This window comes from Pseudomonas japonica, from assembly GCF_013522925.1.
GTDB lineage: Bacteria > Pseudomonadota > Gammaproteobacteria > Pseudomonadales > Pseudomonadaceae > Aquipseudomonas > Aquipseudomonas japonica_A.
This window is the reverse complement of the sequence record NZ_JAAMQU010000006.1, coordinates 51,797-68,589: the sequence shown is the minus strand read 5'-3', so window position 1 is coordinate 68,589 and position 16,793 is coordinate 51,797. Positions and strand designations below refer to the sequence as shown.

The window sequence follows — 16,793 nt, the reverse complement described above, 5'->3', positions numbered from 1 at the left end:
TCAGGCCACCTTGGGCGAATGGGTGATACGCGGATCGAGCACGGGATACAGCAGGTCCACCAGCAGGTTCACCAGCACAAAGGCGGCAGCCGATATGCTGACGATCGCCAGCACCAGCGGGATGTCCTGGCGCATCACCGCTTCCTGCACCAGCCGGCCCACGCCGTTGCGGGCGAAGATGGTTTCCACCAGCACCGCGCCGGAAACGGTGTTGCCCACTTGCAGGCCGATCAACGTAAGCAGCGGCAGAGCGGCGTTGCGCAGGCTGTGGCGCGCCTGCACCTGGCCACGGCTCAGGCCCTTGGCATAGGCCGTGACGATATAGGGTTCGCGGGCCACGTCCCGGAAGCCCCGTTGCAACACCTGCGCATACACCGCCGCGCTGGGGATCGACAGCGTGATCGCCGGCAGCACCAGGCTGGCTACACCCTCACTGCCCGTGGCGGGCAACCAGCCCAGGCTGAACGCGAACACCTGGATCAGCAGCAGGCCCATCCAGAACACCGGCACCGAAAAGCCCAGCGCCGGCACCCTCGACAAGGCGGTTTTGAGCGGTGCCCAGCGCACACAAGCCGCCAGGTAGGCCAGGCCTACACCGCCCACCAGGGACAACACGATCGCACTGCCAGCGAGTGCCAGGGTTTGTGGCAGCCGTTCGGCCAATACGGCGGTCACCGGGCGGTTGAGAGTGAGGGATTGACCAAAATCGCCATGCAGCACGCCCCACAGCAGTTGCACATAGCGCTCCAGTACGCCCTGGTTCAGCCCGTAATAGGCTCGCGCCTTGGCCAGTTGCTCCGGGGACAGCGCGTCGATTTCCATGCCCGAAGCGCTGAGCATGATGGACAGCGGGTCGCCCGGCAGCAGGTACAGGATGAAGTAGGTAATGCTGTAGGCCCACCACAGCACCAGCAGCGCCTGGCCCATCCGCCCTAGCAGATAACGGCTCATGGCTTCACCTCGATGTCGTTGAGGAAGGCGAAGCCTTCAGCGCTCCAGCGGAAGTTCTGCACGCGAGGCGCGGTCGCCGCCTGCCATACCCGCTCATACACCGGGATCGCCGAGCCTTGGTCGAGCAGCAAGGCCTGCAGGTCGCCATAGGCCTGGGCGCGCTGATCCGCGCTGGTAGCGGTAAGACCGCTGTCGAACAGGGCTTGCGCCTGATTGAGCGTCGCCGGTGGGTACACGTTGGTGGCCAACGTGGAGCTGTTGGCGCTGCGGGGGTCGAGGATGGTCTGCAGCACGATAGGGTCGGCGCGCGTCATGTAGGTGTAAGTGAGGTCGTAGTTGCCCGCGGCGTTGGCGGCGGCCCACTCGGCCTTGGTCTGCACCCGTAGCTTGAGTTCGATCCCTACTTTTTTCAGCTGGTCCTGGATCAGCACATCCCCGGCGGTTTCCTTGCCGGCCAGGTTGTACACGAGGGTCAGGCGCTTGCCATCCTTGTAGCGGTAGCCGTCGGGGCCTGGTTGCCAGCCGGCGTGGGCCAGCAAGTGGCTGGCGCCTTGGGGGTCGAACGCCAGCTTGGCGCCCTGGCTGCGGAAGTACGGCGTGGTCACGTCGAACACGCCATCCACCACCGGGAAGGCCGGATTGTACACGGTGGCCGCATAGGTCTTGCGGTCGATGGCCTTTTGCACGGCCAGGCGTACGTCCTGGTCCGCCAGAATGCGATCGCCGCGCGTGTTGGGGTAAAGGTTCCACGCCGGGCCCGGCAGTGAGCGGCTCTGAATCGTCGCCTTCTTGCTTTGCAGCAGTTGCAGGTCTACGTCAGAGAAGGGATCGCGCGGCCACAGGATGTCCACCTGGCCCTGGAGAAATTGCCCGTTGCGCACGCTGTCCTCGGGCACATAGGTCACGTCGATGGCCGCCAGGTGGGACTCGCCCTTGTTCTGCACATTCGCCGAAGGCCACGCATAACCTTGGCGCTTCACCAGGCGCAGGCCGCTTTCCGGCGTGTAATGCTCCAGCACGAACGGGCCGGTGCCGATGATGGCGCCTTTCGAGCGCTCCTGCGCCGTTTTGCGGTAGGACTCGGGGGCGAGAATCGCCAGGTTGGTGGTCGAGGTCGCCTGCAGGAAGCCCGCGTTGGGCCGCGACAACACCAGCTTCACCGTATGGGCATCGACCACCTCGGCATTATCGTAACCGGCCAGGTAGGTGGCGCCAAAGGTGCTGGGTAGCTGCGCCGCAAAGGCCTTGTCACTGTCGAAGGCGGTTTTCACCGCCTCGGCGTCGAACGGCTCGCCATTGCTGAACGTCACGCCCTTGCGCAAGTAGAAGGTGTAGGCCCGGGCATCGGGGCTCACCTCCCAGCGCTCGGCCAGCCAGGGAATGATTTCGCCGGTTATCGGGTCCTGGTCAGTGAGGGATTCGGCCACGTTGCGCAGCACCACGCGGTGCTCCAGCCAGTACACCTGGAAAGGGTCCAGGCTCACCAGCTGGGTGTTGTCGCTGAAGAAGGCAATTTTCAGCGTGGTGGCGGCCTGTGCATCGGCAGGGGACGGTGAACAACCTGGCAAGGCCAGGGCGATGGCGGCCAGCAGGGCTGCGCTGGCCAGGGAACGATCAAGTGTCATAAGCGCATCCTCGGTCAAGGCCGCGCCGCCCTCCGGCAGCGGGCCGGATAGGTTTCAGAAGTCGTACGCGAGCTTGGTGTACCAGTAACCGCCGCCCGGGTAGAAAGGCGGGTTGCCATAGGGTGCCAGGCCCAGGCTGCTGTACACCGCGTTGCGGCTGGGGCGTACGTCGAAGATGTTGGTGCCGCCCACGCTCACGGTGAGCTGGTCGAAGAAGGTGTAACTCACGTCCAGGTCGGTGATCCACCGCGCATTGAAGCTGCGATCACCGCTGGGGTTCACCGCCAGGGTTTTCACCGCGCCATAGCGGGTGGTTTGCAGGTTTACCGCCAGGTCGTCCAGCTTCCAGTTGGCGCCCAGTATCCATTTGGTCTTGGGCGTTGCCTCGGTCAGGTCGCCCTCACGGTCCCGGCCCACCAGGGTCACGCCCGAATTGGCCAGCGCAGCGGGGGTGTCGCGCACGTCCTCGATGGTGGTCTTGTTCCAGTTGAACGCCAGGCTCCAGCGCACCTCGCCCCAACCGGCCAATGGCGTGGTGTGGTCGCCCACGATGTCCAGGCCGCGGGTGCGGGTATCGAACGCGTTGGTGTAGTAGTTCACCCAAGTGCCCGTAGTCACGCCTTGGGCGGCCAGGATGCTGCTGACCACGCCGTTGCCCTGGTCATAGATGTTGCTGGTAAGGGTGATGCGGTCGTCGATGTCGATCAGGTAGGCGTCGGCGGTCACGTTGGTGCGCGGCGCTGGCTGCCAGGTCAGGCCCAGCCCCAGGTTGCGCGACTTCTCCGGCTTGAGGTCATCGCCACCCAGCGCTTTGGCGAGGTTACTGTCCGAGGGCGTGAGCCGGGTAACCGCCGGCACCACGTTGCCGTTCACGTCGGTAGCCACGCGGTTGTCGGCCACGGTGTAGCCGATCTGCGTCAGTGAGGGCGCGCGAAAGCCCGTGCCCACAGTGCCACGCACGGCCACGGTGTCGGTGAGTTCGTAGCGGGAATTCACCTTCAGCCCGAAGGTATTGCCCGAGTCATCGTCGTAATGCTCCACCCGCCCGGCCACGTCCACGAACCAGCGGTCGGTAAGGTCAAAGCCGAGGTCGAGGTAACCGGCGTAGTTGTTGCGGATCAGGTTCACTTCGTCTTCGGGGCGGATGGTCACCGTCGCCTGGGCACCGGAGGCGGCCGGGTAGGTGCCAGTGATATACGCCTCTGGGTCGCCGGCGAAGGTGCTGAAGCGCTCCCAGCGGTGTTCCAGCCCGGCCGACACCTGCACCGGCGGCGTTAGCTGGAACAGGCTGTCGTAGTGGCGGGTGACGTCCAGGTTGTTCACCCATTGCTCGAAGCGGAAAGTGGCCAGGTTGTCGAATTTCGTGGGCGAGGCAGTGCCCAGCGATGGGTTGATGTTGAAGTCGCTGGAGTGGTGCACGTTGTTACGGCCGTAGCTGGTGCTCAGGTCCCAGTTCCATGCGGCCAGCTCGCCCTTGCCGCCGAACAGGAACTGGTAGTCCCGGTCCTTGATGTTGTTGAGCGGGTAGTAGCCGTCGGGGAACAGCTCGGGTACCGCAGCAGTGCCGGTGGGTAACCGGTAATAGTTGTACGCCTCGGCGTCGCGCTCGCCGTAGGTGGAAAAGGAATAGAGCGTGACCTGGTCCAGCGGCAACTCGGCGTTGTAGGCAAGGTTGAAGGCCTTGAGGTCCGGGTCGCCATTGCGAATGGCCACGCGGTCCCAGGCCGCTTCTTTCACGGGGTCGGCGTAGGCGTGCACGCTGCTGTCGGCCTTGCCGTTCCAGGACGCGTCGCCACGTTTATGGGCGTCTGCCGAGAGATGAAAAAACCCGCCATTGCCCAGCTCGAAGCCTTCGTCGCCGGCGAGTTTGATGGTTTCCCCTTCCCCGGAGTACAGCTTGCCGTAGCTGGTTTCCACGTGGCCACCGGCGTTGCCGCGCTTGAGGATGATATTGATCACCCCGGCCACCGCATCCGAGCCGTACTGCGCAGCGGCGCTGTCCTTGAGTACCTCGATGTGGTCCACGGCGCTGATCGGGATCAGGTCGATGTCCACGGCATTGGCGCCGCTGTTATCAATGGAGCCGCGCTGGCCCACGGCGCCGTTGTGCCGGCGTTTGCCGTTCACCAGTACCAGGGTGTAGGCCGGGCCCAGGCTACGGTTGCTCAGTGGCCGGGTGACCGAGTTGTACCCGGCGATATTGGTGCCGAAGTTGAACGAGGGCAGCAGCTTGGAAATGGCTTCGGACAGCTCCGCCCGCCCGGTTTTCAGCAGCTGATCGCTGTTGATCACGTCGATAGGGGCAGGGCTGTCGGCCACGGTGCGTTGTTGCCCGCGCACCCCGGTGGAGATCACTGTGACGGTACTGAGGGTAGGGTCAGTGTCGGCCGCTTCCGCCATGGGCGCGGTGGCCATGAACAAGCCAGGCAGAACAGAAGCGGTAACGGCTGACAGGCGCAAATACGGGTAAGGCATCGAGGGCGTCTTCCTTGAATCGAGTGTCACTGGCCCTTGGTGCGGGTGCAGCTGTGGCGTCTGGGTAAAAGCAGGGTTATTCCTTGTAATCCTGGCCTTCGCGGTCCAGCTGGCGGATAAGCGCATCCCAGTGGCGCTGCAGGCCGGGGCTGCTGCCGTCGAGCAGGCCAGCCGTTTGATGGCGTACTTTCTCGATAGCCGCGTCGGGCGCGAACAGAAGGTCTACGTTGCCGCCTGCCTGCGCGGCAATCTGGATGTTGCAGGCGCGCTCCAGCCCGTGCAGTTCACGGAAGGCATGCTCGATGCTCACCCCACCCGTGAGCAGGCCGTGGTTGCGCAGGATGAAGATATTGCTGTCACCCAGGTTGGCCACCAGCCGTTCCTGTTCGTCCAGGTCCAGCGCCACGCCTTCGTAGGTGTGGTATTTCACCCGGCTGTAGTACGCCAGCGCGTGCTGGGACAGCGGCAGCAGGCCATTACGCTGGGCCGATACCGCCGCGCCGTCGCGGGTGTGAGTGTGCAGCACCGCCTTGAGGTCGGGTCGGGCGCGGTGGATGGCGCTGTGAATCACATAGCCGGCCTGGTTGATGCCGAGGCCCAGTGGGTCGTCGATCAGCGTGCCGTCTACGTCTACTTTCACTAGGTTGGAGGCGGTGATCTCGTCGAACAGCAGGCCGAAGGCGTTGATCAGAAAGTGCTCCTCCGGGCCCGGCACGCGGGCGGAAAAGTGCGTGTAGATGTGGTCCGTCCAGCGGAGCAGCGCAGCCAGCCGGTAGGCTGCGGCCAACTTTACCCGCACCTCCCACTCTTCCGGGGTTACCCGCTGGCGAACGGTGAGGGCAGGGGTGTCAGGCAGTGCAGACAAAGCGGTCATCGAAGGGGCGCTCCTGTGTCGGGGCTTATGACGGTAGGGCGCAACATTTCCGCTGTAAAATTCTTTTTTGGTCTAAGCAAAGACGGGAAATGTTTTTGAAAACGCATATTAGGTTATTCTAAAAATGCATTTCAGGAATATAAAAGGTGCGGGTAGAGTTCATCGGGCCTTCTCTCTCAAGCCGCGTGCGGTAAGCACTGCGGCACGCTCAAGGAACCTGCCCATGCCTCCCTTTGCTCGAATCCTGGCCCTCGGCGCCGCCCTGTTGATGGCTGGCCATGCGGTGGCTGCTGACCGCATCGAACTGCGCATTGGCGACCAGAAAGGCAACATGCGTGCCCAGCTCGAGGCCGCTGACGCCCTGCGGGACCTGCCGTACGACCTACGCTGGTCCGAATTCCCGGCGGCCGCTCCTCTGGCCGAAGCATTGAACGCCGGCGCGGTGGATGCCGGCATCATCGGCGACGCGCCGCTGCTGTTCGCGCTCGCGTCGGGCGCTCAGGTGAAGGCCATTGCCGTGGACAAATCCGACGCCTACGGCACGGCCGTGCTGGTCAACCCTGATGCACCCCTGCATTCAGCTGCTGATCTCAAGGGCAAGCGTATCGCCACCGGGCGCGGTTCCATCGGCCATTACATCGCCCTCCGGGCACTGGCCAGCGTGGGGCTGACCGAGAAAGATGTGGAGTTTCGCTTCCTCGGCCCGGTAGACGCCAAGATGGCGCTGGCGAACGGTTCGGTAGACGCTTGGGCCACGTGGGAACCCTACACGGCGCTGTCCGAACTGAGCGGTCAGGCCCGGGTGCTGGTCAATGGCCGCGGGCTGTCTAGCGGCAACAGCTTCCTGGCCGCCACGGACAAAGCGCTGGCCGACCCCGCCCACCGCGCCGCCTTGCAGGATTACCTCGCGCGCCTGGCCAAGGCGCAGGTGTGGGCCTACCAGAACCTGGACAGCTACTCCCGCACGCTGGCCGCCATCATCGGCTTCCCGGAAAACGCCGCGCGCTTGCAGTTCGAACGGCGCCAACTGCGCTGGCAGGCGGTGGATGCCAACACCATCGGGCAGCAGCAGGAAACGGCCGATTTCTACCAGGCCCATGGGCTGATCAATGGCCACCTGGACGTGGCCCCTACCTTTGCCGAGGGTTTTGATGTGCCGGCCAACGAGCAGGTGGCCAAGCAGCCGTGAGGGCCTCAATTCAATCTGTGGGGCCAGCGGGCCGGCCATCCGGCGGCAGCCTGGGAATGGCCGCAAACGCGGCCTTTCCCACCCCAGCTAACACCGCGTCGTTCTGCGGCGTATGCACCCGCCCGCAGACCACGTTGCGGTAGTGCCGCTGCAATGGGTTGGCGCGGGAGAGGCCGGGGTTGCCCGCGGCTTCGATGGCCAGTTCCACTGCGCGGATGGCGTTGCCGGTGACCAGGTATTTGATCTGCCCCGCGTGCGCCGGGGCGGTCCAGCCATGGGCGGCGGCGTCGAGCAGAGAGCGGTTGGCGAACAGCAAGGTGTCGATGTGCCCGACCACTTCCTGGAACCGCGGCAGTGTGGACAGCGGCGCGCCCAGGTTGCTCGGCGCGCGGTCTTGCAGAAACGCCACCACCCAGTCCCGCGCTGCCTGCGCGATGGCGTCGTAGACGGAGGACAACAGCACGGCCATCCACAGCAGGCCGGTAGCATCCAGCTCGGACTGCGGTGCGCTCCAGCGGCTCACGCTCACCGCATGGTCCAATGGCACCAGCACGTCGTCCAATACGATTTCGTGGCTGCAGGTGGCGCGCATGCCGTGGTGGTCCCAGGCGTCGACAATGGTCACGCCCGTGCTGGCCTTGGGCACCAGCCAAGCGCCGACGAGAGGATCGTCGTCATCGCTGCGTGCCCATACGCTCAGCCAGGTCAGCCCGTGGCTGCCGGTGGAGTACAGCTTGCGGCCGCTGATGCGCCAGCCTTCGGGCGTACGCCGGGCAACGGTTGCTGGCAGGCCGCCCCGGGCGGGCGTGCCCAGGTCAGGCTCTACCCGCAGCGCATTGATCAGCGCCCCCTGCTGCACGGCCTCGGTCGCCACCCGCGTACGCAAATGCGCCGGCCAGCTGGTGCTGTCTTGCAAGCGGGTGTGTTGCAAGTACTGCATCACCAGAATCAACGCCGTGGAAGGCTCGCCCCGGGCTACGGCAGTGATCACCCGCCGCGCCTGGCTCAGGCTTGCGCCGCCGCCGCCCAGCGCGGCGGGCACGGTCAGGCCGAGCAGGCCATGGCGGTGCAGCAGCGCGAAATTGGCGTGAGGGAAGGCGCCGCTTTCGTCATAGGCCTGCGCCGTGGCGGCGAGCGCCGTGGTCAGGTTTTCAAGGCGAGCGGCGAACGCCTCGGGGGTTTCTGCTTCGGGTACCTCAGCAACCCGAAGGGCGGCGACGGGCTGGTTCAAACCTCGGCCTCCTCGGCTACTGGCGCAGGGGTGCGTTCTGCATCCGCGTATCGGTTCACCGGTACCTGCAGGCCAAAATGCTCGCGCAGGGTGCTGCCGCCGTATTCGCTGCGGTGCAGCCCGCGTTGTTGGAGTACCGGCACCACCAGTTCGGTGAAGTATTGGAGGCCGTCCGGCAGCAGAGAGTTGATGATGAAACCGTCGCTGGCGCCTTGCTCGAACCACTGCTGGATCTGGTCGGCGACCTGTTCGGGCGTGCCGACGAAGTCCCGGCGCGGGCGGGAGAAGTGCAGCGCCACTTCACGCAGCGTGAGCTGCTGCTCCCGCGCCAACTGCTTGATCCGGTCCGAACCGCCTTTCTGGCTGTTGGAACCCAGGTCGCCCAGCTCGGGGAAGGGTGCGTCCAGTGGGTATTGGCTGAAGTCATGGTCATTGAACGGGCGGCCCAAAGCGACGATGGCGTCCTCGATGCTCACCAGGTCCACGGCCTGCTGATAGCGCGCTTCCACTTCCGCTTCGGTGCGGCCGATGATCGGGCGGATGCCCGGCAGGATCGACAGGTCGTCCGGGTTGCGGCCACAGCCACGGGCGCGTTTTTTGAGGTCGGCGTAATAGGCCTGCGCGTCTTCGAGGGATTCGGCATGCACGAAGATCGCGTCGGAATATTCTGCGGCGAAGTTGCGCCCGTCTTCCGAGGTGCCGGCCTGGAACAGCACCGGCTGGCCCTGACGGGAGCGGGAGATGTTCAGCGGGCCTTTTACCTGGAAGAACTCACCCTTGTGGTCGAGGGCGTGCAGCTTGCGCCGGTCGAAAAATTCACCGGTGGCCTTGTTGCGCACAAGCGCGTCATCCTCCCAGGAGTCCCACAGGCCCTTCACCACGGACACATGCTCCTTGGCGATGCGGTAGCGCACGGCATGGGGCGGGTGTTCGGCCTTGCTGAAGTTTTCGGCGGTGCCGCTCAGCCACGAGGTGACCACGTTCCAGCCGGCGCGGCCGCCGCTGATGTGGTCCAGCGAGGCGAACTGGCGTGCCACCTGGAAGGGCTCGGTGTAGCTCACGGTCACGGTGGCGACCAGGCCGATGTGCGAAGTGGTGGCCGCCAGCGCAGACAGAATGGTCAGCGGCTCGAAACGGTTGAGGTAGTGGGGGCTCGATTTTTCATGGATGTGCAGGCTGTCGGCGATGAACACGAAGTCGAATTTCGCCGCTTCCGCCAGCGCGGCCTGGCCCTTGTACCAGTTGAAATTGACGCTGGCGTCGGCCTGGGCATTCGGGTGGCGCCATTCGCCCCAGCCGTGGCCAACGCCGTGGACCATGGCGCCGAGTTTGAGTTGGCGTGTGCTCATAGGTGTTCTCCCGGCAGCCCGCGAGGGAGGTAAGCGGGCTGCCTGTCTATCGTGAGGTGTCCTCCGCCTGGAAAGGGGTCGGCTGGGTAATGTTCAGATCACATGAAAGCCATGGGTGCCGTCGCGGGCCAGTTGCTCGACCAAACCGAATTCCCAATCCAGGTACGCCTGCATGGCTTCGCGAGGCGCCTCGGTACCTTCATAGGGGCGGCGGTAGCGGTCGATACGCGGGGAGGCCAGGCGAGTTTCACCGTGCTCCAGTTCAAGGCCGGCCTTCGCCCAGGCCGCATTGCCGCCGTCCAGCACAAATACCGGCTTGCCAGTCAGGGCTTCGACTTCGCTTACGGCCAGCCGCGCCAACCGGCTGCTGCCACAGGTGAGCACGTAGCGCTCGGCGGCGGGGATCTTCTTCAGCGCTGCGGCCAGGTCAGCTCGCAGCACCCACCAGGCACCGGGAATGTGCTGCTTCACATAGTTGGCGCTGGTAGTGAAATCCAGTACCTGCAGGTCCGGGTGGCTTTGCCATTCGGCCAACGAAGCGGGGCTGATGGCTTCCACCTGGGGTGGTACGGGGCCAGGCGCGTGCCAGTCGCCGGTTTCGCTGAAGTCGGCCGCGGCAAGGCCATCGACCACGTACACCTCCCAGCCCAGTTGCGCGAGCCACGAGGCTGACATGTTGGCGCGCACGCCGTCGTCATCCACCAAGGCAATCCGCGCGCCACGCACGCTGGCGTAGTGGTCGGTTTCCTGCACCAGCTGCCCGCCCGGTGTGGAGCGGGCACCCGGCACATGGCCCTTGGCGAATTCCTCCGGTGTGCGTACATCGAACAGGTAAGTGGTACGTGCCGCGTCCGCCTGCCACCGAGCGAGATCTTCCCGAGCGGCGCGCTTCACGCCCGCCTTGTCAGCAACCTGGCGGGCATCCGACGCCGCCTGGAGGCGTGTGCCGTCGGTGACGTCGGTGAATCGCTTGCTCTGGCCGTGCTCCAGCTGCTGGCCGGCCAACAACCAGCCGATGGTGCCGTTGCGCAAGGCCGCTACCGGGTTGGGAATGCCAGCATTTACCAGCGACTGGGTACCGATGATGCTGCGGGTGCGGCCGGCGCAGTTGACGATGATCCGGGTGTTCGGGTTGGGTGCGAGTTCGCGGGCACGCAACACCAGTTCGGCGCCGGGCACACTCACGCCGGTGGGAATGCTCATGGTTTGGTATTCATCGAAGCGGCGGGCGTCCAGCACCACCACGTCGGCCTTGGCCTCAAGCAGCGCGCGCACTTCTTTGGCGGGCAGTGAAGGAGTATGCCGGTGATGTTCCACCAGCTCGCCGAAGGCCTTGCTGGGCACGTTCACGTCGATGAACAGTTCTCCGCCGGCATCGCGCCAGCCTTGCAGGCCATTCTCCAACAGCTTTACATCGGTGTACCCCAGCGCTTCCAGCCGCTCGGCTGCCAGCGCAGCCAGCCCCTCGCCGTTATCGTAGAGCGTGACAGCCGCGGTTTTTCGCGGGATGCGCGACAGCACTTCCAGTTCAAGCTTGGACAGCGGGATGTTGGCGGCGAACAGCGGATGGCCTTCGGCGAAAGGGGCTTCTTCGCGCACATCCACTAGGGCCACTTCCTCGTGGGCGAGGAGGGCGCGGCGGATGTCGGCGTAGGTGCGGGTGGCGGCACTGGTCATTGGGCAAGGTTCTCTTTGGACAGGTCCCAGATGTTGGGGAGGTAGGCGTTGCTGTAGCCGGAGATGAACAACTTCTCGCTGCCGTCGGGCTGGTACACCGCGCGGCGCACCGCGCCAATGTTGGCGCCATACACATGGATGCTCACCGACACCTGATCGCTGAAGGCATTGCTCACCTGGTGGATGTCGTTGCGGCGTGGCGACAGGGCTTCCACGTCACCGGGGTTCAAGCGCACCGGGGCGCCTTCCGGGTGCAGGCGACCATCAGGGCCACGGGCGAAGCTCTGGGAATCTTCAGCCCCGCGAAGCATGCCGATCAGGCCCCACACGCGGTGGTCGTGGATCGGCGTGCGCTGGCCCGGCCCCCACACGAAACTCACCACCGAAAACCGCTGGCGCGCGTCGGCGTGCAACAGAAATTGTTGGTACCGCTCGGGGTTCGGCTGGGCGAACTCATCGGGTAGCCAGTCGTCATGCTGCACCAACTGGCCCAGCAGCTTGCCGCCACGGTGCAACAGGTCGCCTTCGCGCGGGTCACTTTCAAGGGTTTCGGCCAGGGCGCCGATAAACTCGCGCAGGCGTTCAGGGTGAGTGATCTGGCTCATGAGCGGGGGTCCGATAGGGCGCTGACATGGGCCAATCTAAGCATATTGAGAGCGTTTAATATGCTATTTTTTAATGATTAGGTTATAACCGAATGTGCAGGCGGGGCCGTCAGGCAACGGCGAGCAATCAAACCGTCAGCTTACGGCTGAATTTCGTCTCCATCACGATATGGGATGCGGTGTGCGCCACGCCCTTGATCATATTGATGCGGATGAGCTCGGCGTTGAGTTCGCTCAAGGTAGTGGTGGCCAGGTGGATGATGAAATCCGATTCCCCCGACACCGCGTACACGGCCTGCACCGCCTCGATCTTGCGCAGGGTGGTCATCACGTCGGTGTAGCTCTTGTTTGTGCAGGAGGTCATGGTGAAGCAGTTGATGGTGGGCTGTACCCGGTCCTGGTCGATGCGAACGCTGTAGCCGGTGATCACCCCGGCCCTTTCCAGGCGCTGGATGCGTTCCTGAACCGCCGACCTCGACACGCCCAGCTTGCGCGCCAGGGAGGCGGTGGGCTCCCGGGCGTTGGCCTGCAGCAGCGCGAGCAATTGCCGGTCCTTGTCGGTGAGGTTGAACAACGAGCCAGCCGTAGGTGCATCCATGAACGCTTCCTTGAGCGAATTGGATCGAGGTCTAGCGGGTCACGCGCGGCGCGAGCGCGTTTCCTGGAAGCTGTCCATCAGCTTCAGGCCCGTATACACCAGCTGCGCCGCCGCCGGGCCCAGGGGCCCGCCATTCCATTGGAGGCCGTAGGGCTCGAACAGGCGATAGCGGTCTGTCTCGCCACAGATGGCCTCGGCCACTACCCGCCCGCCAATGGGTGCGGTGTTCATACCATGGCCCCCGAAGGAGGTACAAGCCCACACGCCGTTACCCAGCGGGCCGATGTGCGGCATCTTGTGGCGTGCATAGCCCATCAGGCCCGACCAGGCTTTGGCGATTCTCAGGCCCTGCAACTGCGGGTACACGTCGAGAATGTCGGCGGTCAGCAGCGCGCCCAGGCGCTGTTCATCCTGCAGGTTGTGGGTGGTGATGTGCCCGCCCCAGAGCAAGCGGTCGCCCTCGACAATGCGGTAGTAATCCGCCGCGCGGCGATAGTCGCCTACCGCGTCAGTGGTCCTCACGGCTTTATGCAAGCGGTCGCCCAGCGGCTCGGTAAGCACCACATAGGTGGCGATCGGCAGGAAAGCGCGGCGCAGCTTGCCGAACTCGGGGCCGCCATACCCGCCACAGCAATACACCACGTGCTCGCACTCCACCGCGCCCTGGCCAGTGACCACCCGGTGCCCCGCGCCATGGCGGTCTACCCGGGTCATGGGCGAGTGTTCATGAATCCGCCCACCCTGGCGCTCGATCAGCTCGGCAAGGCCCAGGCAGTAATTGAGCGGGTGGAAATGAAAGCCGTGGGTGTCCCGTGCGCCCTGGAAGTACCGCTCGGTGTTCAGCCGTTCACGCACCGCCTGGCGGTCGAGGTACTCCAGGGGGAAGTCGAACTCGGTGGTCATTCGTTCGCACAGGCGCTTGAGGTTATCGCCATCGTCGTAGCGCATCACCCCCAGCTTGCCCGTGGTGGGCGCGCAGCCTGGCAACGCGTGGCTGGCGATCATCTGGCGGACGGTATCAACCCCCTCGAGCGAGAGCCTGAACAACGCTGCTGCCTTCGCCGTGCCACAGCGGCGTTCGATGGCCGGGAGCGCCTCGGAATACCCCTGAAGCACGAAGCCCCCGTTGCGCCCGGAGGCGCCCCAGGCCACCCGCGCCGCTTCCACGAGCACCACGGATTTGCCCCGCGCCAGCAGCTCCCAGGCGGTGCTCAGCCCGGCCAGGCCGCCGCCAACGATGCACACGTCGGCCTGAACCGTGCCTTGCAGCGCAGGCCGCGGGGCCGCGGGGCGCATGGTGCCGGTGTAGTAGTTGTTAATGTACGTGGACATCGAATACCTCGTCACTTCAACAGCGGGCTACTGCACCTTGGTGAGGTCGGCCCCGTACCACTTTTCCGATAGCCGCTTGAGCGTGCCGTCCGTTTTCATCTCGGTGACGATCCCGGCCAGGGCCTTGTCGAAGGCGTCGTCACCCTTGTCCACGGCGATGGCCAACGGCTCATAGTAGGCGGGCTTGCCTTCGACTCTTGCGATCGGGTAGCCATTCTTGATCGCGGCCAGGATGGTCGGCAGCGCCGAGAGCGTTGCATTCAGCCGCACGCCGTTGCCCATGCGCAGGTCATCCAGCGGCCCCATGCTGTCGCCGTAGGTCTTGACCTCGCCGGGTTCAACGTCATAGCTGAACGCCGGCACGTCGGCCGCGTCGATCTTCAGCCGGCGGTTGATGTAATCCTCGGAGGTGGTGCCTGCTTCCACGCCGATGACCTTGCCGTTGAGGTCTGCGGTGGTCGCGCCCGCGGCGTCCTTGTGCACCGCGAACACGTAGGGGGTGTAGTAATAGATGGCGGGGAAATCCAGCACCCGGGCACGCTCCATGGTCGGTGTCATGGAGCCCACCGAGACGTCCCAGCGGCTGGACCAGCGCCCGGCGGTGATGATGCCGTATTCAGGGGTGACGAAAGTCACCTGGGTACCCAGCCGGCGGCCAATCTCGTTTGCCACGTCGATGTCGAACCCCTGCAATTTGTCATCGGGGCCCAGGAACGACTGGGGCGGCCAGTTGGCGGCCGTGGCTACTTTCATCACCTTTTCCTGATGGATGCGGTCCAACGTCGCGCCGGCCCAGGCCGCGCTGGCGGCAAGGGTGAAGGCACTGGCCAGGGCGGCAGCGGTGAACACGCGAGCGAACGAAGTCATGGGTAAGCCTCCAGGGTTCTCGGGTTTGCGAGTGTTGTTTTTGTTGTGCGGTGGCTATTCAAGGGCCGCTGGCCCTCAGTGGTTGAGGATCTGCGACAGGAATTCCCGCGCCCTTGGGTGGCGGGGGTTGTCGAAGAAATCGTCCGGGCTCGCTTGTTCGATGATGCTGCCCTGGTCCATGAAAATGATCCGGTTCGCGACCCGGCGGGCAAACCCCATTTCGTGGGTCACGCAGAGCATGGTGATCCCGTCGTGCGCCAGCTCGCCCATCACATCCAGCACTTCCTTGACCATTTCCGGGTCTAGCGCCGAGGTAGGCTCATCGAACAGCAGGATGCGAGGGCGCATGCACAAGGCCCGGGCGATGGCGACCCGCTGCTGCTGGCCGCCGGATAATTGCGCCGGGAACTTGTCCGCCTGCTCGCGTATGCGCACGCGCTCCAGGTACTCGTAGGCCAAAGCCTGCGCCTGAGCCTTGCTCAGCTTGCTCACCAGCCGTGGCCCGAGCATGAGGTTGTCCAGCACGGTCATGTGCGGGAACAGGTTGAACTGCTGAAACACCATGCCAACCTGTCGCCTTATTTTGGCCACGCAGGCACCGCTGCGGGTGAGCGGCGTGCCGTTGATCACCACGGCCCCTTTCTGAAAATCCTCGAGCAGGTTCAGGCAGCGAATCAGGGTGGACTTGCCGGACCCCGAAGGACCACAGACCACCACAATCTCACCGCTCTGGATCTGCAGCTCGATGCCGTCCAGTACATGAAAATCGCCAAACCACTTGTGCAACCCCTGGATGGAAATCGCGGCTGGGGCCACGGGGGCTTGAGAAGCGAACGCCTGGTTCATGCTGTGCCCTCAGCGGTGTGCGCGGTTGAAGTGCTTTTCCAGGCGGGCCTGGACGGTTTCCAGCACGATCGACAGCAGCCAATAGAGCACGGCCGCGGTGATCAGCATTTCGAGGTGGCGAAACTCGGCGCGGCCTTGGGTACGGGCCAGGAACATCAATTCCCACACGCCGATCACCGACACCAGCGAACTGTCCTTGAGCATGGAAATGAACTGGTTGCCCGTAGGCGGGATGATCAGGCGCATGGACTGCGGCAGGATCACCCGCGTCATGGTCTGGAAAGGCGTAAGGCCAATGGCCCTGGACGCTTCCCACTGGCCCCGGGAGATGCTGCTGATGCCCGCCCGAAAGATCTCGGTCATGTAGGCGCCATAGCACAACGACAGCGCCAGTATCCCCGCCGGCACCGCGCCCACCACATAGCCCAGCTGCGGAATGCCGAGATAGATGAGGTAGATCTGGATCAGCAGGGGCACGCCGCGAAAGAAGGAGGTATAGAAGCTGGCGATGGCTATGGCGAATCCGTTCGCGGACAACCGCGCCGTGGCGCCCAGCAGCGCCAGCACGAAGGCGATGGCAATGGAAATCGCCGACACGTAGACGGTGGTGAACACCCCTTGGGTGATCATGAAGCCCACTTTGGTCGCGATAAAGCTGTAGGACAGGTTGAAGGTATCGAAGAACAGCAGAAACAGCACCAGCAGCTCGCACCACACCGTCACGATCTGCGCCCGGAGGGGGAAGCGACCGAGAATGAACAGGTTGAGCACCAGCGTGACGGTAAAGGTCCCCGCAACGGCGATGTCCCGTGCCAGCGGTGCCTTGAGGTCCAGCAGTATCGGCCCCATCAGCCGGGCCAAGCCACTTTCGCCCAGGCCGGCGAGCAAGGTAACCGCGAATATCACCACCGCGACCGACCCCATGAACGCGACGTTGTCGGTGGCACGTGCTTTAACGATATGGTCCTTGAACATGGCCTTCTCGATTCGGGGGAGCCCCTTATTGTTATAGGCACATTATGGGCGGGCGAATTGCCGGGAGGGAGCTTGCGGATTGACGGGTTTCCGGCAAATTACCCGCAATTGTAGAGACCTGCCGCTTTGTTTTGAGGTATCAGGAGAAGGGAACGTAGGGTCCACGACCTGATGAACCCTACGGCATGGCGGATGAACA

The 16,793-nt window shown here is 64.4% G+C and carries 14 protein-coding genes; 1 reads left to right on the top strand and 13 read right to left on the bottom strand.

What is annotated here, in order from left to right; translation table 11 throughout:
* The 4 genes from G7016_RS11250 to G7016_RS11235 all read right to left on the bottom strand — a co-directional run bounded on the left by G7016_RS11250 (nucleotide 1) and on the right by G7016_RS11235 (nucleotide 5,925).
* Nucleotides 1-951 (bottom strand): ABC transporter permease, encoded by a 951-nt coding sequence (locus G7016_RS11250; protein WP_181114094.1) that lies wholly within the window; start codon nucleotides 949-951, stop codon nucleotides 1-3.
* Nucleotides 948-2,576: an ABC transporter substrate-binding protein gene (locus tag G7016_RS11245; RefSeq protein ID WP_181114092.1), complete on the bottom strand. Its 1,629-nt coding sequence runs from the start codon at nucleotides 2,574-2,576 to the stop codon at nucleotides 948-950. The genes G7016_RS11250 and G7016_RS11245 overlap by 4 nt, the downstream gene beginning before the upstream one ends.
* A gap of 54 nt (nucleotides 2,577-2,630) precedes the next feature.
* Nucleotides 2,631-5,051 (bottom strand): TonB-dependent receptor plug domain-containing protein, encoded by a 2,421-nt coding sequence (locus G7016_RS11240; protein WP_181114089.1) that lies wholly within the window; start codon nucleotides 5,049-5,051, stop codon nucleotides 2,631-2,633.
* Nucleotides 5,052-5,127: 76 nt separating this feature from the next.
* Nucleotides 5,128-5,925, bottom strand: a complete 798-nt coding sequence (locus tag G7016_RS11235) for a class II aldolase/adducin family protein (protein ID WP_181114087.1) — start codon at nucleotides 5,923-5,925, stop codon at nucleotides 5,128-5,130.
* 223 nt (nucleotides 5,926-6,148) lie between these two features.
* Here G7016_RS11235 and G7016_RS11230 point away from each other — a divergent pair, with 223 nt between their 5' ends.
* Complete coding sequence (locus tag G7016_RS11230) at nucleotides 6,149-7,114, top strand: ABC transporter substrate-binding protein (protein ID WP_181114085.1); 966 nt, start codon at nucleotides 6,149-6,151, stop codon at nucleotides 7,112-7,114.
* Nucleotides 7,115-7,124: 10 nt separating this feature from the next.
* Here the strand turns inward: G7016_RS11230 and G7016_RS11225 are convergent, their stop codons facing one another.
* The 9 genes from G7016_RS11225 to G7016_RS11185 all read right to left on the bottom strand — a co-directional run bounded on the left by G7016_RS11225 (nucleotide 7,125) and on the right by G7016_RS11185 (nucleotide 16,594).
* Complete coding sequence (locus tag G7016_RS11225) at nucleotides 7,125-8,345, bottom strand: acyl-CoA dehydrogenase family protein (protein ID WP_181114082.1); 1,221 nt, start codon at nucleotides 8,343-8,345, stop codon at nucleotides 7,125-7,127.
* The gene (locus G7016_RS11220; protein ID WP_181114079.1) at nucleotides 8,342-9,694 is read right to left on the bottom strand and encodes an LLM class flavin-dependent oxidoreductase; all 1,353 of its coding nucleotides are present in this window, start codon (nucleotides 9,692-9,694) and stop codon (nucleotides 8,342-8,344) included. The genes G7016_RS11225 and G7016_RS11220 overlap by 4 nt, the downstream gene beginning before the upstream one ends.
* A gap of 93 nt (nucleotides 9,695-9,787) precedes the next feature.
* Complete coding sequence (locus G7016_RS11215) at nucleotides 9,788-11,371, bottom strand: rhodanese homology domain-containing protein (protein WP_181114075.1); 1,584 nt, start codon at nucleotides 11,369-11,371, stop codon at nucleotides 9,788-9,790.
* The gene (locus G7016_RS11210) at nucleotides 11,368-11,976 is read right to left on the bottom strand and encodes a cysteine dioxygenase family protein (RefSeq protein WP_181114072.1); all 609 of its coding nucleotides are present in this window, start codon (nucleotides 11,974-11,976) and stop codon (nucleotides 11,368-11,370) included. Before G7016_RS11210 ends, G7016_RS11215 begins: the two co-directional genes overlap by 4 nt.
* A 127-nt stretch (nucleotides 11,977-12,103) precedes the next feature.
* Nucleotides 12,104-12,574, bottom strand: a complete 471-nt coding sequence (locus G7016_RS11205) for an Lrp/AsnC family transcriptional regulator (RefSeq protein ID WP_181114069.1) — start codon at nucleotides 12,572-12,574, stop codon at nucleotides 12,104-12,106.
* Nucleotides 12,575-12,613: 39 nt separating this feature from the next.
* Nucleotides 12,614-13,906, bottom strand: coding sequence for an NAD(P)/FAD-dependent oxidoreductase (locus G7016_RS11200; protein ID WP_181114066.1), 1,293 nt, complete (start codon nucleotides 13,904-13,906; stop codon nucleotides 12,614-12,616).
* Nucleotides 13,907-13,933: 27 nt separating this feature from the next.
* On the bottom strand, nucleotides 13,934-14,773 hold the full coding sequence (locus G7016_RS11195; RefSeq protein WP_181114064.1) for a transporter substrate-binding domain-containing protein: 840 nt from the start codon (nucleotides 14,771-14,773) through the stop codon (nucleotides 13,934-13,936).
* 75 nt (nucleotides 14,774-14,848) lie between these two features.
* Nucleotides 14,849-15,619, bottom strand: a complete 771-nt coding sequence (locus G7016_RS11190) for an amino acid ABC transporter ATP-binding protein (RefSeq protein WP_181114062.1) — start codon at nucleotides 15,617-15,619, stop codon at nucleotides 14,849-14,851.
* A 9-nt stretch (nucleotides 15,620-15,628) separates the two neighbouring features.
* Nucleotides 15,629-16,594 (bottom strand): amino acid ABC transporter permease, encoded by a 966-nt coding sequence (locus G7016_RS11185; protein ID WP_181114060.1) that lies wholly within the window; start codon nucleotides 16,592-16,594, stop codon nucleotides 15,629-15,631.
* Nucleotides 16,595-16,793: the final 199 nt, after the last annotated feature.